22 protein-coding genes and 1 tRNA gene are annotated in these 24,844 nt (G+C 65.1%); 12 read left to right on the top strand and 11 right to left on the bottom strand.

The genetic code is table 11. From position 1 onward, the window contains the following. Positions 1-29 precede the first annotated feature (29 nt). On the bottom strand, positions 30-653 hold the full coding sequence (locus tag E3T47_RS06345) for an acyltransferase (protein ID WP_134555307.1): 624 nt from the start codon (positions 651-653) through the stop codon (positions 30-32). 906 nt (positions 654-1,559) lie between these two features. Then, positions 1,560-2,102, bottom strand: a complete 543-nt coding sequence (locus E3T47_RS06340) for a gamma carbonic anhydrase family protein (protein ID WP_134555306.1) — start codon at positions 2,100-2,102, stop codon at positions 1,560-1,562. A gap of 101 nt (positions 2,103-2,203) precedes the next feature. Between E3T47_RS06340 and E3T47_RS06335 the strand changes: the two genes are divergently transcribed. The 4 genes from E3T47_RS06335 to E3T47_RS06320 are packed head-to-tail and all read left to right on the top strand — an operon-like array spanning position 2,204 to position 5,969. Then, positions 2,204-3,352, top strand: coding sequence for a hypothetical protein (locus E3T47_RS06335; RefSeq protein WP_134555305.1), 1,149 nt, complete (start codon positions 2,204-2,206; stop codon positions 3,350-3,352). Beyond that, positions 3,349-4,083 (top strand): hypothetical protein, encoded by a 735-nt coding sequence (locus E3T47_RS06330; RefSeq protein WP_134555304.1) that lies wholly within the window; start codon positions 3,349-3,351, stop codon positions 4,081-4,083. Before E3T47_RS06335 ends, E3T47_RS06330 begins: the two co-directional genes overlap by 4 nt. A 7-nt stretch (positions 4,084-4,090) precedes the next feature. Next, positions 4,091-5,041 (top strand): aldose 1-epimerase family protein, encoded by a 951-nt coding sequence (locus tag E3T47_RS06325; protein WP_134555303.1) that lies wholly within the window; start codon positions 4,091-4,093, stop codon positions 5,039-5,041. A 1-nt stretch (position 5,042) separates the two neighbouring features. Continuing rightward, positions 5,043-5,969 (top strand): DMT family transporter, encoded by a 927-nt coding sequence (locus tag E3T47_RS06320; protein WP_241982008.1) that lies wholly within the window; start codon positions 5,043-5,045, stop codon positions 5,967-5,969. A gap of 73 nt (positions 5,970-6,042) precedes the next feature. Here the strand turns inward: E3T47_RS06320 and E3T47_RS06315 are convergent, their stop codons facing one another. The 3 genes from E3T47_RS06315 to E3T47_RS06305 all read right to left on the bottom strand — a co-directional run bounded on the left by E3T47_RS06315 (position 6,043) and on the right by E3T47_RS06305 (position 9,543). Continuing rightward, the gene (locus E3T47_RS06315) at positions 6,043-7,548 is read right to left on the bottom strand and encodes an APC family permease (RefSeq protein ID WP_134555302.1); all 1,506 of its coding nucleotides are present in this window, start codon (positions 7,546-7,548) and stop codon (positions 6,043-6,045) included. 268 nt (positions 7,549-7,816) lie between these two features. Further along, a complete protein-coding gene (locus E3T47_RS06310) occupies positions 7,817-8,788 on the bottom strand; it encodes an AraC-like ligand-binding domain-containing protein (protein ID WP_422386475.1) in 972 nt (323 codons plus the stop codon). Between the two features lie 158 nt (positions 8,789-8,946). Continuing rightward, on the bottom strand, positions 8,947-9,543 hold the full coding sequence (locus tag E3T47_RS06305; RefSeq protein ID WP_134555301.1) for a TetR/AcrR family transcriptional regulator: 597 nt from the start codon (positions 9,541-9,543) through the stop codon (positions 8,947-8,949). Positions 9,544-9,694: 151 nt separating this feature from the next. On the opposite strand from E3T47_RS06305, the gene E3T47_RS06300 reads away from it, so the two are divergent. Beyond that, on the top strand, positions 9,695-11,608 hold the full coding sequence (locus tag E3T47_RS06300; protein ID WP_134555300.1) for a primary-amine oxidase: 1,914 nt from the start codon (positions 9,695-9,697) through the stop codon (positions 11,606-11,608). A gap of 123 nt (positions 11,609-11,731) precedes the next feature. On the opposite strand, the gene E3T47_RS06295 is transcribed toward E3T47_RS06300, so the two are convergent. Together E3T47_RS06295 and E3T47_RS16165 are read right to left on the bottom strand one after the other, a co-directional pair. Beyond that, complete coding sequence (locus E3T47_RS06295) at positions 11,732-13,948, bottom strand: HAD-IC family P-type ATPase (protein ID WP_134555299.1); 2,217 nt, start codon at positions 13,946-13,948, stop codon at positions 11,732-11,734. A gap of 42 nt (positions 13,949-13,990) precedes the next feature. Then, positions 13,991-14,218, bottom strand: a complete 228-nt coding sequence (locus tag E3T47_RS16165) for a hypothetical protein (RefSeq protein WP_206751330.1) — start codon at positions 14,216-14,218, stop codon at positions 13,991-13,993. 127 nt (positions 14,219-14,345) lie between these two features. On the opposite strand from E3T47_RS16165, the gene E3T47_RS06290 reads away from it, so the two are divergent. The 3 genes from E3T47_RS06290 (at position 14,346) to E3T47_RS06280 (ending at position 17,688) form a co-directional block, all read left to right on the top strand. After that, the gene (locus tag E3T47_RS06290; protein ID WP_134555298.1) at positions 14,346-15,716 is read left to right on the top strand and encodes a DUF445 domain-containing protein; all 1,371 of its coding nucleotides are present in this window, start codon (positions 14,346-14,348) and stop codon (positions 15,714-15,716) included. Between the two features lie 91 nt (positions 15,717-15,807). Beyond that, positions 15,808-17,031 carry a GAF domain-containing protein gene (locus tag E3T47_RS06285; protein ID WP_134555297.1) on the top strand — a complete coding sequence of 408 codons (1,224 nt, stop codon included), beginning with the start codon at positions 15,808-15,810 and terminating at the stop codon, positions 17,029-17,031. A gap of 81 nt (positions 17,032-17,112) precedes the next feature. Next, on the top strand, positions 17,113-17,688 hold the full coding sequence (locus E3T47_RS06280; RefSeq protein WP_134555296.1) for a pyridoxamine 5'-phosphate oxidase family protein: 576 nt from the start codon (positions 17,113-17,115) through the stop codon (positions 17,686-17,688). A gap of 120 nt (positions 17,689-17,808) precedes the next feature. On the opposite strand, the gene E3T47_RS06275 is transcribed toward E3T47_RS06280, so the two are convergent. Genes E3T47_RS06275 through E3T47_RS06265 form a run of 3 tightly spaced genes read right to left on the bottom strand, consistent with a single transcriptional unit; the run spans position 17,809 to position 21,413 of the window. Then, positions 17,809-18,819 (bottom strand): acetamidase/formamidase family protein, encoded by a 1,011-nt coding sequence (locus E3T47_RS06275; RefSeq protein ID WP_134555295.1) that lies wholly within the window; start codon positions 18,817-18,819, stop codon positions 17,809-17,811. A 4-nt stretch (positions 18,820-18,823) separates the two neighbouring features. Beyond that, entirely contained in the window at positions 18,824-20,242 is a 1,419-nt protein-coding gene (locus E3T47_RS06270) for an APC family permease (RefSeq protein ID WP_134555294.1), read from the bottom strand. A gap of 58 nt (positions 20,243-20,300) precedes the next feature. Beyond that, positions 20,301-21,413 (bottom strand): ABC transporter substrate-binding protein, encoded by a 1,113-nt coding sequence (locus tag E3T47_RS06265; RefSeq protein WP_166805638.1) that lies wholly within the window; start codon positions 21,411-21,413, stop codon positions 20,301-20,303. Positions 21,414-21,473: 60 nt separating this feature from the next. Here E3T47_RS06265 and E3T47_RS06260 point away from each other — a divergent pair, with 60 nt between their 5' ends. Beyond that, on the top strand, positions 21,474-21,983 hold the full coding sequence (locus E3T47_RS06260; protein ID WP_166805637.1) for a MarR family winged helix-turn-helix transcriptional regulator: 510 nt from the start codon (positions 21,474-21,476) through the stop codon (positions 21,981-21,983). Positions 21,984-22,048: 65 nt separating this feature from the next. Here the strand turns inward: E3T47_RS06260 and E3T47_RS06255 are convergent. Then, positions 22,049-22,121: transfer RNA gene (locus E3T47_RS06255), tRNA-Lys, on the bottom strand. 96 nt (positions 22,122-22,217) lie between these two features. Between E3T47_RS06255 and E3T47_RS06250 the strand changes: the two genes are divergently transcribed. From E3T47_RS06250 to E3T47_RS06240, 3 genes are all read left to right on the top strand, one after another. Then, complete coding sequence (locus E3T47_RS06250) at positions 22,218-22,847, top strand: DNA-directed RNA polymerase subunit beta (RefSeq protein ID WP_134555291.1); 630 nt, start codon at positions 22,218-22,220, stop codon at positions 22,845-22,847. A gap of 411 nt (positions 22,848-23,258) precedes the next feature. Beyond that, a complete protein-coding gene (locus E3T47_RS06245; RefSeq protein ID WP_241982006.1) occupies positions 23,259-23,843 on the top strand; it encodes a sigma-70 family RNA polymerase sigma factor in 585 nt (194 codons plus the stop codon). After that, positions 23,840-24,832 carry an anti-sigma factor gene (locus E3T47_RS06240; protein WP_134555289.1) on the top strand — a complete coding sequence of 331 codons (993 nt, stop codon included), beginning with the start codon at positions 23,840-23,842 and terminating at the stop codon, positions 24,830-24,832. Before E3T47_RS06245 ends, E3T47_RS06240 begins: the two co-directional genes overlap by 4 nt. Positions 24,833-24,844: the final 12 nt, after the last annotated feature.

Here is a 24,844-nt window from a genome sequence, read left to right as displayed (position 1 = left end):
GGGCGCACGGGGAGGGTGGATGCCCTGGGTCAGTTCACGGCCGCTTCCAAGAGCGCGCCGCCGAGTTCGAAATACCGGTCACCCGTGATTGGACAGACGAACCGGCCGTCGCCATCGTCGGTGAGCGGATTACCGCTGCGCCCCACCCAGCCGATGCGCCGAGCGGGCACTCCGGCGACCAGGGCGTAGTCGGGTACATCCCGGGTCACGACGGCGCCGGCAGCGACCATTGACCATCGCCCGATCGTCAGGGGGGCGATGCACACGGCGCGGGCACCGATCGAAGCACCCGTGCGCACGAACACGCCGACGGCATCCCAATCCTCAGCGGCTTTTCGTGTGCCGTCGACATTCACTGCCCGTGGAAATGTGTCGTTCGTGAATACCGCCGCGGGACCGACGAAGACGCCATCCTCCAAGCGGGCAGGTTCGTAGATCAAGGCATAGTTTTGTATTTTGCAGTTGTGCCCTACAACGACGCCAGGGCCGATGTACGCACCCCGCCCCACAACGCAATCTCGGCCGATAGCGGCGCGCTCGCGCACTTGGGCGAGATGCCAGATGGCCGTTCCTGATCCGATATCGGCTTGTTTGTCGACGTTGGCGGTGGCGGCGATGGTGGCGTGCGGGAACGCGGTTGCGGAGTCGGTCACGCGCTTGTCTGTTCGAAACGCGCGTTCGGTGCGAGGTTGCGGGCGGAAGGAACCAGTACTGGGGGGTAACTGGGTCCCGGGGATCGACGGTTTGACGCCTTCATGCAATCCCTGCAGTTCGGAGGAACAGGAGTTTCTGGAAGGCGCCAATCGGGCATTTTTCGGTGGATTCCCGCCGTGATACGTCCGGCTTGCGGTTAACTTGAGGTTTCCTCAAGTACCAGTGACTGCACAGTAGCGGGGTGGATGTGTGCGGCGGTACGACCCGTCCGGGGGCTGGTCGCGGTCAGCTCGATCCGCTATGATGCGCCAGCGCGTGCGCTTCGTCCCACGCCGCTTGCGGAATCGTCGACGTGCGCGCCGCTGCGACGAGCCGTTTGGGGCCAGAGAGTCGTTATGGTGGGCCGCGGCCCCACGATTGGTTACTGGGTCTGTTGGCTTCTGGGCGTGCTCGTCGTTGGCAGCGGGCTCGACGCGGCGGTCACCGGGCATCTCCCAAGGAGCCCCGCGGCCGCGGTCCGGTGATGAGCGCCATGGCGCATTCGAACGTGGTCAGGGCCGCCGAGCAGACCCCGCTGGCCTAACGGCGGCCTTGCGGCCTGAGCGGCTGGCCGTGACTGCCGTGATTTCAAACGGGTGGCGCAAAAGCAAGCTGCGGTGACCTAGCGTTTCCAGGTGGTGTCCTTGAGCTTGATTTTAGACGGCGAGGGTGAGTCCGGTGAGTCTTTCGGTCCGTGTGACGTAGCCGAAGGTTTGGTGCGGGCGTTTGGTGTTGACGTGGTGGATGTAGCTGATGACCTCAATGGTCGCTGATGAAATCGCATTATGACTATTGCGGCACGATAAGCCGCGGCGTTCAGTTGCCTGTGGCCGCCGTGGTTGGGTCGAAGTCTGCCAGCCGAAAAACTACAGCTGGGCGAGGGCGGCGCGGTGCAGCTCGGTGTGCTCGAGGTAGTTCTCCGCGTTGTGCCGGATACTTGCGATCTCGTCGTCGGTCAGCGGGCGTCGAACCTTGGCGGGAACGCCGGCTACGAGCGAGCCGGGCGGTACGACCATTCCGCCGAGCACGACGGCTCCGGCAGCGACGAGCGATCCGGTTCCAATGACGGCGCCGTTGAGGATGGTCGCGGCCATGCCGACGAGCACGTTGTCCTCGATCGTGCAGCCGTGCAGCACGGCGCCGTGCCCGACCGAGACCCCGGTGCCGAGGGTGAGCGCAAAGTCGGTGTCGACGTGGCAGGAGACGTTGTCCTGCAGATTGGAGCCGGCGCCGATGGTGATCGGCTCGAGCTCGGCACGCAGCACGGAGTTGTACCAGACGCTGGCCCGGTCGGCGAGGGTGACATTGCCGACAATGACAGCGCCGGGAGCAACGAACGCGGTCTCGGCGATTCTTGGAGCCGGCGTATTCGGCAGGGCAATGATTCGAGCGGCGCTGTCTGGAGTCATACGCGTCAGCCTACTGGCGGCATCCGTTGCCGTGCATCGACGATGGGGCGGCGCACCGTGTTTACTACAATCGAAACCACGGAAGGACAAAATATATGGGCGTGACATTGACTGTGAGCGAGCGCGAGACGGTGCGAGCAATCGAAGGGGATATTTTCGCTGCCGGCGACAACGTGGTGCATGACGTGCTCGCCGAACAGGTCAGTGCGCTTCTCGTCCTCGGCGTGTTTGACGATATCCGCGGCATTGAAGAGCTCGCCACACGCGTTGGATCAAGTTCACAGTATGCCCCGGGCGCCCTGGCACTGATTTCCGCCGACTCAGCCCTCACGTGCGAGCAGCGGGCATTCGCGGCGCTTGCCGCCGCGATCGGCTACCGCCGGGCCGGGGTACCAGACCGTAGTAATGCGCTCCTCGACGAACTGGCCAATCTGCGTGTCGGATGGCCGCACACCGAGGCGCTGGTTTTGCACTTGCAATCGATCAACCTGCTCGGGGCCAACGTTGCCGGACTGGAACGCGGAATCGCCCTAAGCCGTCGCGCCAACGCGATGATGCCGCACTCCGCCGGACTTATGCATGGACTCGCCCATCTGCTCCTGGAATACGGCATCTGGCACGATGGTGCAAGCTCGAAGCGCGATGCCACCTGGCGCGAAGCCCTTGAACTCGTCAATGGTGCCCTCGCCGAACGCGACTGGCCCAAGTTTCACTTCACGAAAGGGCGGCTGCTGCTGCGGCTCGGGGTATCCGAGCGGGAAATCTCTGCGGCCCTCGATGAACTGCGTCTGGCGGCCGATCAGGAGTCGCGCAGCGCCTTCGACTCCAATGAGCGTCGACTGCAGCACACGATTGAGCGGTCACTCGCCGAGATTCGTCGGGTTGTGCATGCCGGTGAGGTTGCGCTCGAGCGTCGCCTCGACGCCACGATCGACGAGTTCGCCGAGAAATCGGTCATGATGTCCCGGGAACTGGGAGAGAAAGTCGCGATCGAATCCCGGGCGGCGCAGAATCAGTCGATCACCGTGATCGGCTTCGTCACCGTGGGGCTGGCCATGCTGCCGCTCGCGACCGGCATGTTCGGATTCATCGAAACATCGGGTCTCTGGCAGGTTATGCTCGGCATGCTCGGATTTTCCGGCATCCTCTGGGGTGCGGTCTGGTTCGCGACCTGGAATCTGAATCGTGGCATGCATAAGGTCATCACGTCGATGCAGAATCTCGACGCTGAACGGTCAGAACGCCGATGAGTAGCTGGTCAAGCACCTGGCAGGTCGCGACAGTCGACGTGCCGCTAACCGGCAAGAACCACGATGCCTGGCAGGTGTCGAAGGCGGCGGCCTGCGTCGTCGACGGCGCGACCCCGCTCGGCGCCAACTGGCCGCAGGATCTCAAAGCCTTCGCGCAGGCGATTGCCGCATCACTCAGCCGGGCGAGTACGACGCGGGGCGACTCCGACGTGTGGCGCGAGTCCATCACGTCGTTGCGTAACCAGTTCGAACCGGCCGGCTGGCGTCGCTCGGCCGGCGCCGCCCTCGTACGGATGCGAGGTGACCAGCTGGTCTTCTCCACACTCGGCGACGTGATGTGCCTCGTGCAGACAACGGAAACAACGGTGAGGGTTTTCGACGACCGCTTGGTCGCGCTTGACCGACAGTCTGCTGAATTGGGGACCCGCGCCGCCCTCGTTAAGAACCGCGCCCGGCTGAACCAGCCTGGGGGGTATCCGATCTTTGCCGATGACCCCGCAGCCGGCGACGCCATCACTTCGCTGTCCGTCGCTGAGCACTCCGTGCGTGCCTTCGCCCTGCTCAGTGATGGCGCCTGGCGCCACCTTGATGAGAACCCGGCTGCGGCGCTGGACGACCTCTGCGCCACGTCGCTGCCCGAGGCGTTCATTCGTCAGGTGGAGCGCTCGGGCGCGCCACTAGTCGATGACGCGACTATCGTGCTGTTCACCCGCCTCCCCGTCGACGAATAGGCACTCCATGCACGCACCCACCGGAATTCAGTACGAACTGACACTCCAGACGCCGAGCGGCCCGGCCCGAGTGGTAGTGACCGAGGTGGCGGCCGGCCTCCGGGCATATTCCATGAACGGCATAGACCTGATCGAGACCTTCCACGAGTCGGTGCAACCGCCGATGGCGGCCGGAATCGTGCTCGTGCCCTGGCCTAACCGTATTCGCGACGGCCAGTGGACGCAGAACGGCGTTACCCGGCAGCTCGCTCTGACCGAGCCGGCCAAAAACAACGCGAGCCACGGGCTGCTGCGATTCACGCCATATCGCGAAGTGTCGCGAACGAGCGACGCGGTGACACTCGCCGCGACGGTGTTTCCGCAGTCCGGCTACCCCTTTCACCTCGAAACCGAGGTGACCTACGCGCTCACCGCCACCGGGCTCGACGTCACGCACCGGCTGCGCAACGTGGGAGGCGAACCGGCGCCGGTGGCCGTTGGAGCGCATCCGTTTCTGAAAATCGGGGACGTGCCAACGGGCGACCTGATGGTGCGAGTGGATGCGTCGACGCACATCGACGTCGACGACCGCCTCAACCCGACGGGGGAGACCCCGGTGACGGACACCCGGTTCGACCTACGCGACGGCGTTTCGGTCGACGACCTCAACCTCGATGACGGCTTCGGCGGGGTCGGCGATGCCGGCGAGCATTCGCTTACCGCGCCGGATGGCCGGAGGGTCACCCTCTGGGGCGACGAGAACATGCGTTACGTGCAGGTGTTCACTCCGCGATTCTTCCCCGTCACGCAGGGGTCAGCGAAGCCCGTGCGGAGCATCGCTATTGCCATCGAGCCGATGACGGCTCCCGCCAACGCGTTCAACTCCGGCGCGGGGCTCCACTGGGTGGAGCCGGGGGAGCAGTGGGTGGTGCGCTGGGGCATCCGTCACGCCGGTTTCGCCTCGCAGAGCCAATCGTAAGTTGACCGCACCACTGGTCCGCCGCGCGCTGCTGCCGCGGGGCCTCGGGCGCTACCGCGTCGACCTCGTGCTGCTGCTCGTTGCCGCGGTATGGGGCGGCAGCTACCTGAGCGCGAAGGTGCTCACCGAGCAGGCGAGCGTGTCGGCCGTGCTCGCGCTGCGTTTTCTGGTCGCCGCCGTTGCCCTGCTGATCGTGTGGATACTGCGGCGCGAACGGCTTCCGTCGCGGCGGGCGCTTGGAGTTGGCGTGCTGCTCGGAGCGACCCAGGCGAGCATCCTCTGGCTCGAGACCCAGGGAGTGGCGTTCACGTCGGCCACCAACGCCGGGCTCATCATCAGCCTCACCATCGTCGTCACTCCGGTACTCGAGTCGGTCGCGGCACGGCGATGGCTGCCGCGCCCGTTCTTCGTTGCCGCCGTGCTCGCCGTGGTCGGGGTGGCCCTGCTCGTCTCCGGCAACGGATTTGCGCAGCCCAACGTGGGCGACCTGCTCATTCTCGCGGCGGCCCTCGTGCGATCTTTGCACGTCACCATGATGGGACACCTCGTTCGCGGCCGCGGCGACAGCACCATCACCCTCACCCTGCTGCAGGCCCTCGTCGGGGCAGTCGTTTTCACCGCGTTCGACCTTCCCGGTCTCGTCTCGGCCGTCACGACCTTCGACCTCGCTGCGTGGATAGGCGTGCTCTACCTCGGCCTGGCCTGCAGCGTCTTCGCATTTCTGGCCCAGATGTGGGCGATCCGCCGCACGTCCGCGGCAAGGGCCAGCCTGCTCATGGGCACTGAACCTATCTGGGCGGTGCTCGTGGGGGTATCCCTCGGCAGCGAGACGCTCGGTCTGGTGGGTGCGGCCGGGGCCATTCTTATCATCGTCGGAACCTTCTGGGGCCAGCGCATCGAGTCGAGCCATCGCTTGAGCCCGGGGTAGGTATCCGCTCGGCGAACGACGGTGCGGCACGGTCCGCAGGCAATGCTGCATTCAAACCAAGCGGATGCCGCACCTAAGACAGCACGTCGCGCACGAGGTCGTCGTTCTCGTGGTTCTGCATCCGGGACCAGACATACCCGCCGATCAGCAGCACGAACGGGAGGGCCACGAGCACCCAACCAGTCATGCTGAGACCCCACGGGGTTGTGGTCGGGTCGACACCGTCGGCCACGGTGCCCGCGAGCAGTCCGAACCGGCTCATGAGCAGGTATTCGCCGAGCAGCAGGCCGATCGTCGCCAGCACGGGCGCGATCACGGTCTGGAAGATGTTCTCGGCTCCCTTGTTGCGGAGGAAGTAGACGATGATCGCCACGCTCACCAGTATTTCAATAAGCACGATGGCGATGACCGAGAGGCCGCTGAACCAGTAGAACAGGTTGAGCACCGGGTCGAGTTGGAACACCGCGAACACGACGACCACGACTCCGGTGATGACCGACGTGACGAGCGAGGCCGTGCTCGGAGCGCCGCGGCCGTTGACCATACTTAATGGCCTGGGCAGCGCGCCGCCGCGACCGAGTGCGAACAGGTAACGGCTGGCCGCGTTCTGAAAGGCCAGTAGTCCGGCGAACAGGCTCGACAGCACGAGAATGCTCATGACCGTCGCCATCCACGGGCCGACGTACTGCGTGGCCAGCGCGAACAGCACGGCGGCCGGGTCGGCCAGGGGAACGCCATCGACCGTCGACAGCAGGGCGGTCTTCTCGACCACGGTCGATGCTCCCATGCCGGTCACCATCGCGAACGCGGTCAGGCCGAACAGCACGGTGATGACGACGACGGCGAGGTAGGTGGCGCGCGGCACGACGGTCTTCGGGTCTTTGGACTCTTCGCCGTAGATGGCGGTGGCCTCGAAGCCGATGAAGGACGCGAAGGCGAACGCAAACGCGATGCCGGCCGAGCCGGCCAAGCCTCCGGCGATGATGGCGGAGGGATCGAACGAGGCCCAGAAATTCAAGCCCTCTGGCCCGCCGTCGATCAAAATGGCGACCGCGGTGACCACGAGCGCGGCCAGTTCGAGCAGCATGAGCACGCCGAGCACCCTGGCGCCGACATCGACGCTGAGCAGGGAAAGTAGGGTGACGACACCCCAGGAAAGGAGCGACCAGGCCCACCAGGGGAGCACGCCGACCTGGCCGGCCATGAGGGCTCCGAAGAATCCATAGATCGCGAGCTGAATGGCGAGGTAGGCGAGGATCGACACGAACGCCGAGGCGGTACCGAGGTGACGGCCCAGCCCCCGGCCGATGTAGGCGAAGAAGGCGCCCGCGTTGGTGACGCGCTGGCTCATCGCGGCGTAGCCGACGCTGAAGACGAGCAGGGTGAGGCCGACGACCACGTAGGCACCGGGGGCCGCTGCGCCGTTGCCGAGCACGATCGCCACCGGCACCGCGCCGGTCATACCGACGAGGGGGGCGGCGGCAGCGACGACGAAGAAGACGATCCCAAACACTCCGAGCCGGCCCTTGTGCAGGGCGGTCTCCGGTGCTGTCGTCGATGCGGGTTTGGTCTGAGTCATGGCTACTCCTCGTTGAGTAAGGGGTCGGGTGCGTGTGGCTGTCTCGGCGAGCGGATGCGGCAGCATCCGCTCAGCGCGTGTAATTGTTGGGTGATTCTTCAACGTGTATGTCACAGCGTGGCAAGCTCCGGGCTGATCGGTTTGCCATTTGCGGCACCGCATTTGTCGAATTGCGCAGGGCTGTGACGGCGCCGTGCGGTGCTGTGCTGTGCCGTGCCGTGCCGTGCAGTGCACTGCCGTGACCGCACGGCGACACCGGTGAACCGGATCAGGCGCGACGGTACGTGCTCGGCGTCTCGCCGAAGGCCGTGCGAAAGATGCGGCTGAAATGGGCGGCGTCGACGAAGCCCCAGCGGGCGGCGATGGTGCCGACCGAGCGATCAGTCAGTATGGGGTCGCGCAGGTCGCGACGGCAGTGTTCGAGGCGTCGGGTGCGAATCCAGCTCGCCACGGTGCTGTCGGCCTCGTGGAACACGTTGTGCAGGTGCCGGGTCGAGATGAAGTGGGCCGCCGCGATGCTCGCCGGGCACAGTTCCGGGTCGCCGAGACGCGCATCCACATACGAGCGGATGCGACCCAGCAGGTCGCCGTGCGCGCCCGCCACCGGGTCGCGGCGCAGGTTCAGCTCACTCTCGAACATGGTCGCTACGAGATCAACGGCGTTGTAGGCGAGCCGGTGTCCACTCGCGCCGGAGAGCACGTCGAGGTTCTCGGCGAGCTGCACCATGAACGGGCTGATCAGTCGGCCGAGGCCGGCGTCGCCGGGCAGCCGCACGGCGGTGAGCTGGCCGACCGACTCTGCCGGCAGGTCGAGCGCGTCGTGCGGAAACATGAGGACGAGAGTGCGAAAGTCCTGGTCGAATTCGAGCGTGTATGGCCGGTTGGTATCGTAAACGGCCAAATCGCCGGGGCGCAGCGTGGCCTCGCGGTTGTCCTGCACGAGCAGGCCGGTGCCGGACAGCTGCAGATTCAGCTTGAAATATTGCCGAGTGGATGCCGCAATCAGCGTCGGTGTGCGCAGCACCTGGTGCCCATTGGCGCTGACCTCGACGATCGAGAGCTCGTCGAGCACGCGCGAGCGCAGGGTGCCGTGAAAGGTACGAGATGCGCTGCGCACCTCGAGTGGAACGAATGATTGTGACACGAGAGTGCGCCACTGGCTGAACGAGTCGGCGACGGCGCAACGAACGCCGTCGGTCATTACGGGGGCGGCTTCCGTTGCCGAGTTCACAACCGTCATCGTCACGAGCAGCTCCTTCGCTGGTCTAGTGCGTCGACCAGATCTGACCCATGGGGTCGATCAATGATCGTCCGCAGTCAATGTAGTCCTGCGAGGCGCCGTTGTCATTCTTTTTTCGACACTCGGCGAAAATAGACGCCCACGGGGAGCGGGGCGCACTAATCTCCGGTCGACAGCAGCCGTAGGTAGCCATCCAGCTGCGCCACGAGCTGATCCGGCGCGTGTTCGCCGGGGGAGAGTGCCGCGGTGATCTGCGCCCCGAGCACGACGTTCATAAGGTGACCCACGACATCCGTGTCGGTAATAGTGGTGTGCACCTCGCTGGCGGCTCGCGCCTCGGTCAGGTGCCCGAGCAGGGCGCGCCGCCATTGCTGCATGGATTCGTCGTGCAGTTGCGCTTTGGCGGCGTCGCTGAGCGCCTTCTGCCAGAACGGAATCACGATGCGGGCCTCGCTCACCCGCGTCTCGTCGAGCGGCAGAATCTCGTGGCAGTAGGCGCGCACGGCGGCGAGCCCGGCCAGGCCGGCGGTCGAGGTCTCGATGCGCCGGTTGGTCTGACTAAACACGTGCCCGAAGGCAAAGGTGAGCAGGTCATCCTTGGTTCCAAAATAAGGCTTGAGCGCCCCGTTGGCGAATCCGGCCTCGGTGGCGATCTCGCGCAGGGTCGCGCCCTCGATGCCGTGCCGCGCGATGATGCGCCAGGTGGCATTGACCAGCTCGACGCGACGCTGATCGTGATCGACGACTTTCGGCATGGGCCCTCCTGATGGCGAATGATCAGCTTGTCAGAAAGATTCTTGAAACGCTTGCCAGCACCGGCTTAATGGCTTTATATTCTACAACCATAGGAAAAAAATCTCGGGGTCACACTGACGTATCCCGGGCCGATTCAGGAAAAGAGAAGCAATGCTCACCGCCGAGACCGCTGACACCGATACCGCGTTCGCGCTCCCCAGCGCCGAAGAATTGCAGAGAGTGCGCACGATCCTGGCCGACGCCGGCCTGTTCGGCGAGAGCATTCGCGTCGCCTACCTCGGCCTGCTCGACCCGCCGAGAAAAGCCGCCGAAACCAACCGCCGCTTCCGGGTCTTCCTGCACGACGTGTCCGGCGCCGCCCCGACCGACGTGATCGTGTCGGCCACCCACAACGCGGTCGAGTCAAGCGTCACCCTCGACACCGCGCTCACCGGTGAACTGCCCGTGCTCGAAGAAGAATTCGGCGCCGTCGAAGAACTCCTCACCACGGATGCCCGCTGGCTCACCGCCCTCTCGGTGCGCGGAATCGACGTGGCCACCGTGCGCGTCGCGCCGCTCTCGGCCGGAGTGTTTGAGTATCCGAACGAGAAGGGCCACCGTATTCTGCGCGGCCTCGCTTTCGTGCAGAACTTTCCGGAGGACAGCGCCTGGGCGCACCCGATCGACGGCCTCGTGGCCTACGTCGACATCGTCGCGAAGACCGTCGACCAGGTGCTCGACTTCGGCGCCGTGCCTATTCCGGCCGAACACGGCAACTACACCGATCCCACCCTCACCGGGCCGCTGCGGAAGACGCTTAAGCCGATCAGTATCACCCAGCCCGAGGGCGTGAGCTTCACCGTCACAGGCGGCAATCACATCGAGTGGGAGAAGTGGAGCCTCGACGTGGGTTTCGACGTGCGCGAGGGCGTCGTGCTACACAACATCGGCTTTCGCGACGGTGCCACGACACGGTCGATCATCCGTCGTGCGTCGATCGCCGAGATGGTCGTGCCCTACGGTGATCCCGCCCCGGTGCGATCCTGGCAGAACTACTTCGACACCGGCGAATACCTCGTCGGCCAGTACGCCAACTCGCTCGAACTCGGCTGCGACTGCCTCGGTGAGATCACCTACCTGAGCCCGGTCATCACCGACGGCTTCGGCAACCCCCGCGAGATTCGCAACGGCATCTGCATGCACGAAGAGGACTGGAGCATCCTCGCCAAGCACAGCGACCTCTGGAGCGGCATCGAGTACACCCGCCGCAACCGCCGCTTCGTCATCAGTTTCTTCACGACCGTCGGCAACTACGACTATGGCTTCTACTGGTACCTCTACCTCGACGGCACCATCGAATTCGAGGCCAAGGCCACCGGTGTCGTCTTCACGAGCGCCTACGCCGGCAAGGGCTACTCCTACGCCTCCGAGATCGCCCCCGGACTCGGTGCCCCCTTTCACCAGCACCTGTTCAGTGCCCGCCTCGACATGGCCATCGACGGCGACACCAACCGGGTCGAAGAAGAAGATGTCGTGCGCGTGCCCATGGGTCCCGGCAATGAGCGCGGCAACGCGTTCACGCGCCAACGCACCGTGCTCGCCACGGAATTAGCGGGCGTCAGAGAAGCGGATGCCTCCATCGGCCGCACCTGGCATGTCTCCAACCCTAATTCCCTCAACCGGCTCGGCGAACCCGTGGCCTACAAGTTGCACCCGCAGGGCCTGCCGACGCTGCTCGCCGACCCCGCGTCATCAATCGCCCAACGAGCAGCGTTCGCCACCAAGGGGCTTTGGGTTACCCGCTTCGCCGAGGACGAACGGTATCCCACCGGCGACTTCGTCAACCAGCACTCGGGCGGCGCCGGACTACCGGCGTACATAGCGGCCGACCGCTCTATTGACGGTGAGGACATCGTGCTCTGGCACACGTTCGGCCTCACCCACTTTCCCCGGGTCGAGGACTGGCCGATCATGCCGGTCGACACGGTGGGCTTCAAGCTGCGTCCCGACGGCTTCTTCGACCGCAGCCCGGTGCTCGATGTGCCGGCGAACATGCCGCCGGCATCTGGTGGTCACTGCCACTGACCCTGCGTCGCCTGGCCGTGCACGGCGGACAGGGCCCGGCTCCCGTGCGCGGGCCCCGTCTACGAACTGGGCCCGCGCACGTTGGGTGGGCCCAGCGATCGGAGGCTGCAACGCACGCGGGGGCTACCGCTCGCTCACGCTCGCCTCCGGCCGAAGGTCAAGTCGGCGCAGCAGCTGGGCGTTTAGGGCCACGACCACTGTCGACACCGACATGAGCAGCGCCCCGATCTCCATTGGCAACACAAATCCGATCGGCGCGAGCACCCCAGCGGCGAGCGGAACCGACAGCAGGTTATAGCCCGCCGCCCACCACAGGTTCTGCTTCATCTTGCGGTAGCTCGCCCGCGACAACTCGATCACCGAGAGCACCGACCGCGGGTCGTCGCTCGCGAGGATCACGCCCGCCGACGCGATCGCCACGTCGGTCCCGGCGCCGATCGCGATGCCGACATCGGCCTGGGCCAGGGCTGGAGCGTCGTTGACGCCATCGCCGACCATGGCTACGCGACGGCCCTCGTGCTGCAGCTCGGCGACCTTGCGTGCCTTGTCCTCCGGGTGCACGCCAGCGAACACCCGGTCGATTCCCAGTTCGACGGCCACCGACCGGGCCACCGATTCGGCATCCCCAGTGATCATGACCACCTCGATGCCCTGCCGGTGCAGGGTATCCACGGCTTGCCGCGATTCCTCGCGAATCTCGTCGGCGAGGCCGATCGCGCCGATGACCACGCCATCGCGCAGCACGTGCAGGATGATCGCGCCCTGGCGCTGCCACATGACGGTCTCGGCCAGCGGCCGCGCCCCGTGCTCGTCGAGCATGCTCGGCCCGCCGACTCCGAAACGGTGTCCGCCGACCAGGCCGGTCACGCCGACCGCCGCGGCCGTCTGAAACTCGCTCGCTCGCGGTACGGTCAGCTCGCGCACACGCGCTGCCGTCACAATGGCGCGGGCAAGCGGATGCTCGCTGTCGCCCTCCACAGCCGCCGCCCAGGCGAGAACCTCGTTAGCGGTGATCGGGGCCGCACCCGCAGCCGAAGCGGAAGTCCCGCCGACCTGAGCCGGACCAGCCGAAGACTGGGCGGCGCCCGCCTGATCGTCGCCTGTCTGGGCGGCGCCCGCCGCGGCATCCGCTGGGCTGCCGGAGACGCTGGCCGCGACGGCAATGTGAGTGACGGTGGGTTCGCCCTTGGTGAGCGTGCCGGTCTTGTCGAACAGCACCGAGGTGACCTGGCGCATGCTCTCGAGGGCGAGGCGATCCTTGATGAGCACGCCGCCCTTCGCCGCACGCTCGGTGGCGATCGACACCACGAGCGGAATCGCCAGCCCGAGTGCGTGCGGGCACGCGATCACGAGCACGGTGATGGTGCGCACGACGGCATCCTGCGGCTGGCCGAGCAGCGTCCAGACGATGGCGGTCACGATCCCGGAGCCGAGCGCGAACCAGAACAGCCAGCCTGCCGCCCGGTCGGCGATGCGCTGCGCCCGAGACGACGAACCCTGCGCCTCGGTGACGAGCCGCTGGATTCCGGCCAGCGCGGTGTCGTCACCGACCGCGGTCACCCGCACCCGCAGTGCGGAATCGGTTGCGACCGTGCCCGCCACGACCTGGTCGCCGGGCGAGCGCCGCACCGGCCGCGATTCGCCAGTGATCATCGACTCGTCGACATCGGCCGCGCCCTCGATGACCTGCCCGTCGGCCGGCACACGCCCGCCCGGCCGCACCACGACGAGGTCGCCGAGCGCCAGATCGCTCGGCGAGACCGACACGATGTGCTCGCGAACGCTGCCATCGCCCTCGACCCGCTCGGCCTCGTCGGGCAGCAACGCGGCGAGCGACTCCAACGCCGTGGATGTCTGCGCCAGCGACCGCATTTCAATCCAGTGGCCGAGCAGCATGATCACGATGAGCAGCGCGAGTTCCCACCAGAAATCGAGCTCGGCGTCGATGAAGCCAAGGCTCGCGCCCCAGGATGCGAGGAACGCGACCGTGATCGCGAGGGCGATCAGCAGCATCATGCCGGGCTTGCGAGCCTTCAACTCGGAGAAGGCCCCGGTGAGAAACGGCCGGCCGCCCCAGACATACATGACGGTTCCGAGCACGGGGGAGATCAACATGACGCCGACGACGTCGGGCAGGGTGTAACCGACGAGCATCGAGAACATGTGGCTGAACACCACGACGGGCACCGCGATGACGAGCATGGTCCAGAACAGGCGTCGAAACTGCCCGACGTGATCGCCGTGATTCATGCCGCCGTGGTTCATAGCGCCGTGCTCCATGGCGCCCGGCTGCGCCAAAGCATGGTTCATCGTGCCGTGATTCAGGTCAGGTTGCGTCATTTCTTCCTCGCAAATAAATGTCTGATACCCCCCAAGGGTATCTCAAATGGGCAGTTCGCGCATCCGCTCGCCGCAAAGTAGCCAACCCAACCACGCCTGCATCAGGCTGATCTCGGGTGCCTCCGCGGCCGTGCAGAGTGCTCTGCCGGGGTCTGCCCGAATGAGCCGCGGCCGGTTCGTGCTCCCCGCGGTACGACGACGAACCGGCACCGAATGCCCGTCACCTACGAGCTTCAAACCGGATGCGGCCGCGACCGCTGTCCGGCTCATGTCACCTCCGTCGATCAGCGCAGCCCGAATGAACTGTATACCCCAGGGAGTATCACAAACCTAGCGGCTCCCGCTGGACATGAACAAATGAGCAGCGCTCGGCCGCGCAATCGGGCAGGCTGTAACCATGGCGCAGCGCACATCCACGGCACCCCTTCAAGCGACTGACGCGGTCGCCCCCGTCGAATCCGCGAACGACGCCGAACGCCGCACCGCACTGAAACGCATGAAGCGGCTCGCTGCCGGGCTGCTCGCCCTCATGGCCGTCATCTTCACCGTGTCGTTCGCCCTGCAGGAGCGCTACCCTTGGCTCGAGTACGTGCGCGCCGCCGCCGAGGGCGGTATGGTCGGCGCTATCGCCGACTGGTTCGCCGTGACCGCCCTGTTTCGCTACCCGCTCGGTCTCCGCATTCCGCACACCAATATCATCGCCAACCGCAAGGACGAGATCGGTGCGAGCCTCGGCGAGTTCGTCGAGACCAACTTTCTGTCCGAGGGTGTCATCCGCGGCAAGCTCGAGTCGGTCGCTCCCGCCCGCCGCCTCGGCGCCTGGCTCACCGCGCCCGCCAACGCCGACGAAGCCAACGCCGACGAAGCCAACGCCGACGAAGCCAACGCCGACAAGGCCAACGTCGAAAGACTCACCGACGAACTCGCCGTCGCCGGCCAGGGCCTGCTCAACCTGCTCGGCGACGACGCCATCAAGAACCTCATCGAATCCGTCGCCCGCGAACACCTGGTCAAGCCTGAATGGGGTCCGAGCCTCGGTCGGGTGGGCCAGCGCCTCGTCACGAGCGGGCAGCAACACGCGGCCGTCGACCTGCTCCTCGACCGCGCCGACGGCTGGCTGCACGACCACCCCGAAGCGTTCGGCCGCGTGGTGTCGCAGCGGCTGCCGAGCTGGATGCCCGGCTTCGTCGACAAACTCGTCGACGACAGGGCCTACCGCGAGGTGCTCGCCTTTGTTGCGTCTGCGCGTCAAAACCGGCAGCATCCGGTGCGAAAAGCCCTCGACGACTACCTCGATGAGGTCATGCACGATTTGCAGTACGAACCCGCCATGATCGCCAGGGTCGAGAACCTCAAGGCCGAAGTGCTCGACAACGCCAAACTGCGCGAGTTCGCCGGCGACACCTGGGAGGCGGTCAAGGCCTCCCTCACACAGGCGCTCGGCGACCCGACGAGCGCGCTGCGGGTCGGCATCCGCTCTACCCTGCACGACGTGGGCGTGAGACTCACAACGGATGCCGCGCTCGGCTCGCGCATCGACCGCTGGCTTGCCGACACGGCCAGCTACATCGTCGCCAACTATCGTCACGAGATCGCCGGGGTCATCACCGAGACGGTCGAGCGCTGGCCCGCCGCGGAGACGGCCTCGAAGATCGAGCTGCAGGTGGGTCGCGACTTGCAGTTCATTCGCATCAACGGAACAGTGGTCGGCGCCCTCGCCGGTCTGGCTATTTTCACGCTCGCGCACGCGATAGCCGCTCTGGTGTGAACCGCAAATTTGCTGGGAATTGAGAGCGTGGCAACTGGGCTTACCCCATTCGGGGCAAACTGGTTTTTTCTGCAATTCCCGAAAGGCTCCAATGCACGACCTGACCCGGTGGGCACTTCGCCCGCTGATGCGCGTGTGGGCGGCATCGGCCGAGCGCCAAGACCGCCACCTGCCCCGCCCGAGCGACGCCCCGCAGGCCCACGCTGCCGGAATCGACAGTGACCGCGTGCTCATCCTCGGCTGCGGACCGGCCGTCGGTTGGGGCGTGCTCAGCCATCAGGTGGCCCTGCCCGGCTCGCTCGCCCGCGAATTGTCGGCGCGCACCGGTCGCGGCGCTGACATCGATCTCGTAGCGAGTCGCACGATGACCGCCGCGAACGCCCTGGTGGCGTTGAACGGCACGAGGCTCGGCCGTTTTGATGCCGTCGTGGTCATCCTCGGCGTGAACGAAGCCCTCGACCTGACCAGTGTCACAGAGTGGCACGATCGGTTGGCGGCCCTGCTCGCGGTTTTGAAGCGCGAGACCTCGCGCAGCACCGAGATCTTTGTGCTCGGCATTCCGCCCATTCGCAGCATCGAAATCTTCCGGCGCCCGTTGGTGTTCATCGCCGATTGGTCGGCGACCGACCTCAACACGGTCAGCGCCCGACTGGCCGCCCAGGCGCCGCGTACGACGTTTGTGCCTTTTTCACCGACGGCGACCGTCGAGATCGACCGGCATCGCACCGCAGCCGACTATCGCGGCTGGGCTATGCTCCTCGCCGGGGCCATGGCCGACAGCCTCGACTCGGCGCGCCTCGGAATCGCCGGCCACAGCGCGGTGCAAACGGATGTCGCCGGTTGCGAACGCACCCGGCAGGCGGCCGTCGACGACCTCGCCATCGTCGACACCCCGCGTGAGGCCCGGTTCGACCGATTGGTGCTGCTCGCACAGCGCCTGTTCGACACCGAATCGGCGCTGATCACCATCATTGATCGCGACCGGCAATGGCACAAAGCTCGCGTCGGGGTGGAGTCGACCGAATTGCCCCGCTCCGACTCGTTCTGCGCGGCCACGATCGACGACGACGGCCCGCTCATCATCGAGGATGCCCGCGGCGACGCCCGGTTCAGCGATAACCCGCTCGTGCAGGGTGACCCGCCCATCCGCTTCTACGCCGGTTTTCCCATCGAATCACCGTCGGGGGAGCGCATCGGTGCGCTGTGCGTGTTCGATCCGAAACCCCGGGCCCTCGCAGAGGTCGACCAGGTACTGTTGCGGGAACTCGCGCTGCTGGTGCAGCGGGAGCTGCGGCTTCCGCGTGAGGCGGGGTAGCTACCCCGTGGCGTCGCGGGATTTCGGCACCGACGTGCTTTTCAAGCAACGGCGCGACAGTTAGGCGGGTATGCTCGCGGCGTGACTGATTCCCTGCGTCGGCGCCTGCGTGCCCTGCCCGATTTTCCCGCCGACCTGCCCCGGTTCGATCCGGCCAAGGCTTCGGCCGATCCGGTCGACCTCTTTCTCGAGTGGCTCGATCATGCGCTCACCGCCGGCGTACCTCAACCGCACGCCTTCAGCCTTGCGACGGCCACTGAATCCGGTCAGGTTTCGTCGCGAATGCTCATCCTGAAGAATGTTGAGCAAAGCCCTGCTCCCGAGGGGGCGTTGGTCTCGCCAGCAGCTGCGGGCACGGGCAGTTTTGGCGTCTGGGAGTTCGCGAGTACGCGCGGCTCGCGCAAGGGCCGCGAACTCACCGCCAATCCGCTGGCGGCCATGAACTTCTACTGGGCGACCCTCGGGAGGCAGGTGCGCGTAGTGGGTGCCGTCGCCACATCGTCGGCCGAGGCATCCGCACGCGACTGGGAGGAACGCCCCGGGGCCGACGGTCGGACCAACCCTGACTGGCAGCTGTATGCGCTGAAGGCCACCGAGGTTGAATTCTGGCAAGCGAGCCCCGATCGTCACCACATTCGTCACCGCTACGCGCTTTAGATCCCGGCCCGCTGCCTACAGTCGCCAGTTAGGGTGAATTCGGCCTTTCGGCCGACGACTGGCAGGGGCCGTCACCGCCCCACAGGCACAGGCATTCGAATCTGCGGGACGGCGACGGCGCTATCGTGCTGCCAGATATTCCACGGCCGCAGTGCGCAATCGACCGTGAACTCCGCCGTAGGCCTGCGCGTCCTTCAACGCCCACTTGGGCAGTTTTGCCAACATCGTATAGTTGGGATCGCACACGTTGGCGGCCGGAGCAAGTCCCATCTGGCTGACCAGTTGATATGCATCGAGGGTGTCGAGACCGGTGAGATCGGATGCCCAGGTCACCAGATCTTTCTGGCTGATCCGGAAGGCGTCTTCCAAGGGGCGAGCTGACCCGGTACTCATGATGAACTCATCGTTCTCGAGTCGGGGCCACGCCGAAGCGCCGCCCTTGATCAGGTCGAGGGCGACTACCGAGTTCATGGCCGACTCGAGTCCGGTTCCACACACCTCGCCCTCGCCCTGGCGCGCGTGACCATCTCCGAGAGAAAGCATCGCCCCGGCGACATTGACCGAAAGATAGAGAGTTGTTCCGGCTCGCGCTTCGGGGGTATCCATATTGCCACCGTGGGTGGAGGGCGTCACCACTAACCTGACCTCACCACCCGCAGGAGCAACACCCACCGTTCCGTGCATCGGATCAAGCGGGAGCGCGAGCGAGTAGTCCGAGTTCTTGGCGCGAAAAGTGGCCGTCCAGGCATCCAGATCGAGATCATAGAACCACACCCGCTCCTCAAGTGGCTCGTGCAGCATCGCCGTTTCGTGCGTCGCTGAGAGAGCGCCGAAGAGCGGGAAAGTGCTCGAGATGGCATACCGGCGCGCCGGGATGATCGAAACGAAATGTACGGCCAGCAGGTCACCGGGTTCCGCGCCGATCACCTCGATCGGCCCGGAGACCGGATTCAGTTCGTTGAACGGCACAATCTGACTAGGAATATCCGCGGGGGTCTCCACCCGTCCGCCAAAGCAGTCCTCCGTGCTGACCTCCACGATATCGCCGGGGTGAACGCTCAGCATGGGCGCACGCCCCCCGAAAACATAGGAATACTCTTCGGGGAGCGGCGTGAGTTTGTGCACGGCCATATCGCTACCTCGTCTGGCTCTGTGCAGAATCGACGGGGACGGGATTGGTCATTCGACCCGTTTTGTAGAGTACGACCGCGACCACAATTCCTATGATCAGCCACGCCACGCCGAGAATCTGGGCGGATACTCGGGCGTTGTAGAGCACGAAGGCGAGAACCACGAACCCCAGGACCGGGAAAATCAGGTGCACGAACCACCGCTGGGACTTCTGCTTCACGACGAACCACCACACGACCGATACATTCAACAGCAGGAAGGCCGTCAGCGCGCCAAAGTTGACCAGGGCCGCGATAGCGCCGAGTCCATCCGGCAGAACAGTCAGAAACAGTCCCAGGATGAGGGAGATGGCCGCGACCAAGAATGTCGCGTTGACCGGCACGCTGTGCTTCTCGCTCACTTTGGCGAGGAATTTAGGCAGCTGGCGGTCGCGCGCCATCGCGTAGAGCAGGCGAGAAGTCGATGCCTGCGCGACGAGTGCATTGGCGAAACCCCAGGCGATGGCGGTCGATGCTGCGGTCAGAATATACATGAACGGTCCACCGGCGACTGCGGCCGCTTCATAGAAAGCCACTCCCGTGGGGTCGCCATTGGCGATGAGGGCTGCAGGGTCTTCCACCAGCATCGAAGCGACCCAGGTCTGGGCGACGAACAAAACACCCAGCAGGCAGAGCGCGGCGATCATGGATCGACCGAGTGATTTGCTGCTGCCGCTGTTTTCTTCGGCCAGGGTCGAGATTCCATCGAAGCCTAGAAAAGACAACACGGCAATGGACGCGGCGCCAAACAGCAGCGGGAGTGAGAACGTTTCAGAATTGTAGAAAGCATCGAAGCTGAATCCCTGGCCCTTGCCCTGCGAGACGGCGACGATGCCGACGATCAGAAAAATGGCCAATACCAGGAGTTCGAGCACCAACATGACACGTATCACCACGGCGGCAAGGTGGATGCCCAGGTAGTTGATCACCGTGTTGAGTGCGACGAAGAGAATCAGCCACAGCCAGATGGGAATTTGGCTGATGATTCCGTTCATCGCGATGGCGGCGACGAAGTACAGCAGGGTCGGGATGAGAATGTAGTCAAGCAGAATCATCCAACCGGCGATGAAGCCGACGGGGCGGTTGATCCCGCGACCGGCGTAGGTGTAGACCGACCCGGCCATCGGAAAAGCCTGGGCCATTTGCGAGTACGAATTGGCCGAGAACATCATGGCGACCAATGCGATGATGTACGCGACCGGCGGCATCCCGCCCGAATCGTGGAAGACGCCGCCGAAGATGGCGAATGGGGCGATGGGCACCATGAAGATCAGGCCGTAGATGATGAGGTCGCTGAAAGTCAGCGTTCTTTTCAGCTCCTGCTTGTAGCCAAATTGTTCAATACCGGAAGTGGCCAAGCCACCAGAATTGGTCGTGGTGCTCATGCGTGGTCCAATCGTCGTCGACAGACGTCATTGTTTCCAAGTGGAAATTTTTATCAGGCTACACCCCGCTGGGCATGCCGACAATCTCCAGATCGGTGTCATTGGCACGCGCCAAGCGCATCGGCCTGCGGGTGAGGTCGAATCCACCAAGCTCGGGACCATCCAAAGGAACGCCCGCGCTTGCGGCAAATAACTGTTCCGCCGCGTTGGCAGCTGAGTTGCTTGCGAGCAAACCACTGATGCACAGGGCGGCCAGCAGATGCACGCCGTCATAGCATCCCTCGGCATAGGAACCGGGAAGAGGTGCCGTCAGACCGAAGCGTGCGACGTAGGATTCCAGCAGCCGAAGGTGTCGATCATCACCCTGCTGCAGGAAGGTGGGCATGGCCGAATAGAGTTCGCCGCTTGAATCGCCGCCAACGGCGACCAGACAATTTTCGTCGAGGGCGGTGCACAGCCTCACGAATAGCTGGCCGGCATCCAACTCGGTCACTCCGCGGTGAAAGTCGATGCCATCGCGGCCAACCAACGAGACCAGGATCGCGTCCGCGCCAGCCCGTCTGGTTGCCGCCACGAGTTCGGCCGCATCGACGTGACCCATTGGCACGAGTCGATCCAACACGATGCGCTGCCCGAGCTCCCGCAGCACCGTGGTCGCCGCTCGATGAACTTGACGCGGCCAGACATAGTCACTGCCAATGAGCGCCCAGCGCTGTATCCGCCTATTCCGAGCCAACCATGCGATCGGCTCGCGCAGATGGTCTTTCGGGTCGCTGCCGAGAAAGACGCTCCCGGCGCGGGCGCGACTGAACTCGTGCGGCGGAGTGAAAACGTAGGGCACCCGGTCGGCCACCCGTGCCTCCACGGCCACTCGAACATTGGACGTGTGGGTTCCCACCAGACCATCAACCAGCCCGGCTCCGACCAGGAGGTCGACCTCGCGTGCGACGGTCTCGGGCAGTCCGCCGGCATCGACCAGGACGAGTTCCAAGACCGTCTCGGTGGCTAGAGAGATTTCTTCCCCGGCCAGAATCGCGCAATTGATGATTGCCGGGCCAGCCACACCGAGTAAACCCGAAAGCGGTGCGAGCAATCCCAGTCGCAGTGCGTGGGGCGAGGGGCCGCTCAGGAGAACTTCGCTCGGGAGTAATATGCTGACCGGTGGCGTCATTGGACCATTATCACGCCTGAAAATATCCAGCTCCATCACATGTACCTGCTGAGGAGTGGAATGGCGGAGGACGCGCACGGTGATTGCCCTGGATCAGGATTTGCGGCCCCGCTGGCTGAGCTGGTCTGGACGCTGTCGGACCTCGAACGGCGCTTAGCGCTCGGGTTGACGAACGCGCTTTCGGAAGAAGGTACAACGCCCGATCAGTGGCGAATTTTAGAGACTTTGGAGAGGCTGGACTCGCCGACGATGGGGGAGTTGGCCGAGGCGTCGGGTATGGCGAACGCGAGTCTGAGTCGAACGGTGGACGCGCTGGAAGACACGGCCTGTGCCTTTCGATTGCCAACCGCTACCGACCGCAGACGCATCACAGTGCACGTGTCCGACCGGGGCCGGGACAAACTCGCTCGCATTCGTCAGATTGTCGTCGCCTGGGAGCAAACGCTGCAGCAGAGGCTCGGACCGGATGTCGCGACGGCCCTGCTTGAAGCCGCCGACTTCGCCACGCGGGCGCTGGGGGGCGCAGGAGTGAACCTTGACCTGCAATCTCGGCACGTTCCGCCTTCGTAACGCGAAATGCGCACCGAATCCAGTGAATTCGATGCGCATCCGCCGCGCCACGTATGCGGATATTGTGGGCCCCGTCGGGCTCGAACCGACGACCCAAGGATTAAAAGTCCTTTGCTCTACCAACTGAGCTAGAGGCCCGCGGGTTCTAATCTACCGTGGATTCACGCCCAGCTTTTCTGGGTAGCGTGGAGGGCAACAAGAAACCCGCCGTCTGAACTCGAAGGAGAACCCGCCATGGCCGATAACTTCCACAAGCCCACCCTGTTCTCCGCGAACAAGTTCGAGGCGTTCCAGGGCGGCGACGATCCGGCCTACATCAGCCGGGTCGCGCACGAAACGGCGCAGGCCCTGCTCAACCGGGTGCGCAGTGACCCCGATCCCGACACGGTCGAGCGCCTCGTGGCCTACACCGACGAGAACGGCATCGACGCTGTCGCCGAGCTGTGGTCGAGGGCCACTCCGCGCAGCCTGCCCGGCGCGCTCTGGCGTATCTACCTCATTCGCATGCTGATTCGGCAGGACCCAGAGGGCTGTGCCTACCTCTATCAGCGGGGAACGGATGCTGCCGCTACGATCGACCCGCTCGTCGCGGGCGCCGCGGTGCCGACCGGGCCGGCCGAGATCATCGTTCTGGCCGACGAGATTCTGCGCGGGCTGTTCACGGGCGACTTCGCCGTCGCGCTAGATCGCGGCGCGGCGTACTGCCGCGTCACCGCGGTCGGGGCGGCGAGCATCGCCGACGACCTTGAGCTGACCGAGCCGCACCGCTCGTCTGAGTTGACGACGCGGGCGCTGCGGTTCTCGACGACCGCCGCTGAGTTTGCGGCCTGCGCGCGTCTCTGGCGCCGCGATTCCCTGGAATAGCTTGCGCGTACACATTCTCCGGGTTAGGCCGCTCCTGGTGTGCGAGCCGGGCCCGGAACCGGGGCCTAGTTCATGAACTAGGCCCGCGTTCATCGGGTGTGCCCAGGAGCGTCAGGCCAGGCAAAACCCAGGTTGTGCGCCGACGGCGAACATTCGACGCCGATGGCCTCGCTCGAATACACTGGAAGCTGGTCGGGCCGCAGTAATCCCGGGTTCCATTATTCGCCGCTTCGAGCGGCCTCGCGCCGAGAGGTGCTCTGCGGCCCGGCCTTCTGTATTCGTGGGGCGGGCGTGACGACCCGGGCGCGGGCATGCGTTCGGGCGGAAAATTTGGCCGAGCAACCAATCCGTTACCGACTTCGCACCGAACCCTAGTCATGGAACGGGACGAGACCTGACATGCTAGATCTCATGACTGTTGATTCCGCCGGAGATATCTCACCGGCAGCCCCTGCCACCAAGGAGGAGCTGCTCGGTCGAGTAGCCCACGGCGACCAATCGGCCTTCGGAGAACTGTATGACCAGATCGCCCCGCGGGTGCTTGGCCTGGTCAAGCGTTTGCTCGTAGATCACGCCCAGTCGGAAGAAGTGACCCAGGAGATTTTTCTGGAGGTCTGGCAGTCGGCGTCGCGCTACGAACCAACGCGTGGTGGTGCGAGCACCTGGATCCTCACCATGGCACACCGGCGAGCGGTCGACCGAATTCGGTCGTCTCAGGCCGGACGTGACCGTGATGCCAAAATCGGAATTCGTGACCTGGCCGTTGCCTACGATCACGTGGTCGAAACCGTTGAAGTACGAATCGAACATGAAAGGGTGGAGAAGGCGATGACTCGATTGACTCAGCTGCAGCGTCAGGCTGTGAGCCTCGCGTATTACGGCGGGTTCAGTCACAGCGAGGTCGCCGAGATGCTCCACATTCCCCTCGGCACGGTGAAAACCCGACTTCGCGACGGACTTATCCGGTTGCGCGACGAATTGGGCGTGGCATCATGACCGATCGCAACGATGCCCACCCGTCCGACCTCGCCGGTGCCTACGCCCTGCACGCCCTTGACGCCCAGGACACGGCCGCGTTCGAAGCGCACCTCATCGAATCCGAGCGGGCTCGCATCGAAGCCGCCGAGTTGAACGACACGGCGGTGGCACTCGGCCTCGCCGTGGCGCCGGTGCAGCCTTCGGCTTCGCTCAAGGTCAACCTCATGGCGCTGCTCGCGTCGACCCCGCAGCTTCCGCCGGTGCCTGCTCCGCGTGCCGTTGGCACAACGGATGCTCCCGGCGCGGCCCCGGCCGTTCCCCCGGTCGCTATTACAACTGCGCCGACGGCGACCGGCGGTTCCACCGCGGGCACGACGCCGGTCAACCGGTCGACCAACATGCCGGCGTCCGTCGCCGCCGCAGCTGACATCGCATCAGTGGACACCGCACCGTTTGGCACCGGCGCGAATCGGCCGGCCATGGGCATTCATGCTGCTGAGCCATCCGGCGCGGAGCGTTCGTCGGCGACCGAGCGGGCCCAGGTGCGCTGGTTCAAGCGGCCGGTACAGTTCATGCTGGCCGCCGCGGCCGCGGCTGCCCTCTTCGTGGGCGGCACCTTTCTCGGCCAGGCGCTCAACGCTGACCCTTTCGAGGCGCAACAGGCCTCCGCGCTCGCGCAGATCAACGCAGCCGATGATTCCCAGCGCGCCGCGACGACCACCGCAGACGGTCAGGAAGCCACCCTGGTCTGGTCCAACAAACTCGCAATATCCGCGGTTCTGGTGGACAACCTGCCCGTGCTGGGCGGTGACCAGGACTACCAGTTGTGGTACATCAACGCCGCGGGCGCGGTTTCGGCCGGAACCTTCGACTCGAGCGGCGACGGCACCGCCTGGCGCGTGCTCGACGGCACGATGCACGCCGGTGACCAGGTTGGCGTGACTGTTGAACCCAACGGCGGCTCCGACCAGCCCACGAGCAGCCCGATCGTCGCCTTCCAGAGCTGACTGCGGTACCCG

This window comes from Cryobacterium ruanii, from assembly GCF_004404055.1.
GTDB lineage: Bacteria > Actinomycetota > Actinomycetes > Actinomycetales > Microbacteriaceae > Cryobacterium > Cryobacterium ruanii.
Note: the sequence above shows the minus strand (reverse complement) of the source record. Positions and strands in the feature narration are given on the sequence as shown.

Bases quoted from the DNA above. Each gene is read 5' to 3' on its own strand.
- E3T47_RS06325 (WP_134555303.1), top strand. From the start codon at position 4,091: ATGCACGCACCCACCGGAATTCAGTACGAACTGACACTCCAGACGCCG.
- E3T47_RS06330 (WP_134555304.1), top strand. From the start codon at position 3,349: ATGAGTAGCTGGTCAAGCACCTGGCAGGTCGCGACAGTCGACGTGCCG.
- E3T47_RS16165 (WP_206751330.1), bottom strand. From the start codon at position 14,218: ATGAGCCGGACAGCGGTCGCGGCCGCATCCGGTTTGAAGCTCGTAGGT.
- E3T47_RS06285 (WP_134555297.1), top strand. From the start codon at position 15,808: ATGCACGACCTGACCCGGTGGGCACTTCGCCCGCTGATGCGCGTGTGG.
- E3T47_RS06300 (WP_134555300.1), top strand. From the start codon at position 9,695: ATGCTCACCGCCGAGACCGCTGACACCGATACCGCGTTCGCGCTCCCC.
- E3T47_RS06295 (WP_134555299.1), bottom strand. From the start codon at position 13,948: ATGACGCAACCTGACCTGAATCACGGCACGATGAACCATGCTTTGGCG.
- E3T47_RS06265 (WP_166805638.1), bottom strand. From the start codon at position 21,413: ATGACGCCACCGGTCAGCATATTACTCCCGAGCGAAGTTCTCCTGAGC.
- E3T47_RS06310 (WP_422386475.1), bottom strand. From the start codon at position 8,788: ATGACGGTTGTGAACTCGGCAACGGAAGCCGCCCCCGTAATGACCGAC.
- E3T47_RS06290 (WP_134555298.1), top strand. From the start codon at position 14,346: ATGGCGCAGCGCACATCCACGGCACCCCTTCAAGCGACTGACGCGGTC.
- E3T47_RS06270 (WP_134555294.1), bottom strand. From the start codon at position 20,242: ATGAGCACCACGACCAATTCTGGTGGCTTGGCCACTTCCGGTATTGAA.
- E3T47_RS06260 (WP_166805637.1), top strand. From the start codon at position 21,474: ATGGCGGAGGACGCGCACGGTGATTGCCCTGGATCAGGATTTGCGGCC.
- E3T47_RS06275 (WP_134555295.1), bottom strand. From the start codon at position 18,819: ATGGCCGTGCACAAACTCACGCCGCTCCCCGAAGAGTATTCCTATGTT.
- E3T47_RS06245 (WP_241982006.1), top strand. From the start codon at position 23,259: ATGACTGTTGATTCCGCCGGAGATATCTCACCGGCAGCCCCTGCCACC.
- E3T47_RS06240 (WP_134555289.1), top strand. From the start codon at position 23,840: ATGACCGATCGCAACGATGCCCACCCGTCCGACCTCGCCGGTGCCTAC.
- E3T47_RS06315 (WP_134555302.1), bottom strand. From the start codon at position 7,548: ATGACTCAGACCAAACCCGCATCGACGACAGCACCGGAGACCGCCCTG.
- E3T47_RS06250 (WP_134555291.1), top strand. From the start codon at position 22,218: ATGGCCGATAACTTCCACAAGCCCACCCTGTTCTCCGCGAACAAGTTC.
- E3T47_RS06305 (WP_134555301.1), bottom strand. From the start codon at position 9,543: ATGCCGAAAGTCGTCGATCACGATCAGCGTCGCGTCGAGCTGGTCAAT.
- E3T47_RS06340 (WP_134555306.1), bottom strand. From the start codon at position 2,102: ATGACTCCAGACAGCGCCGCTCGAATCATTGCCCTGCCGAATACGCCG.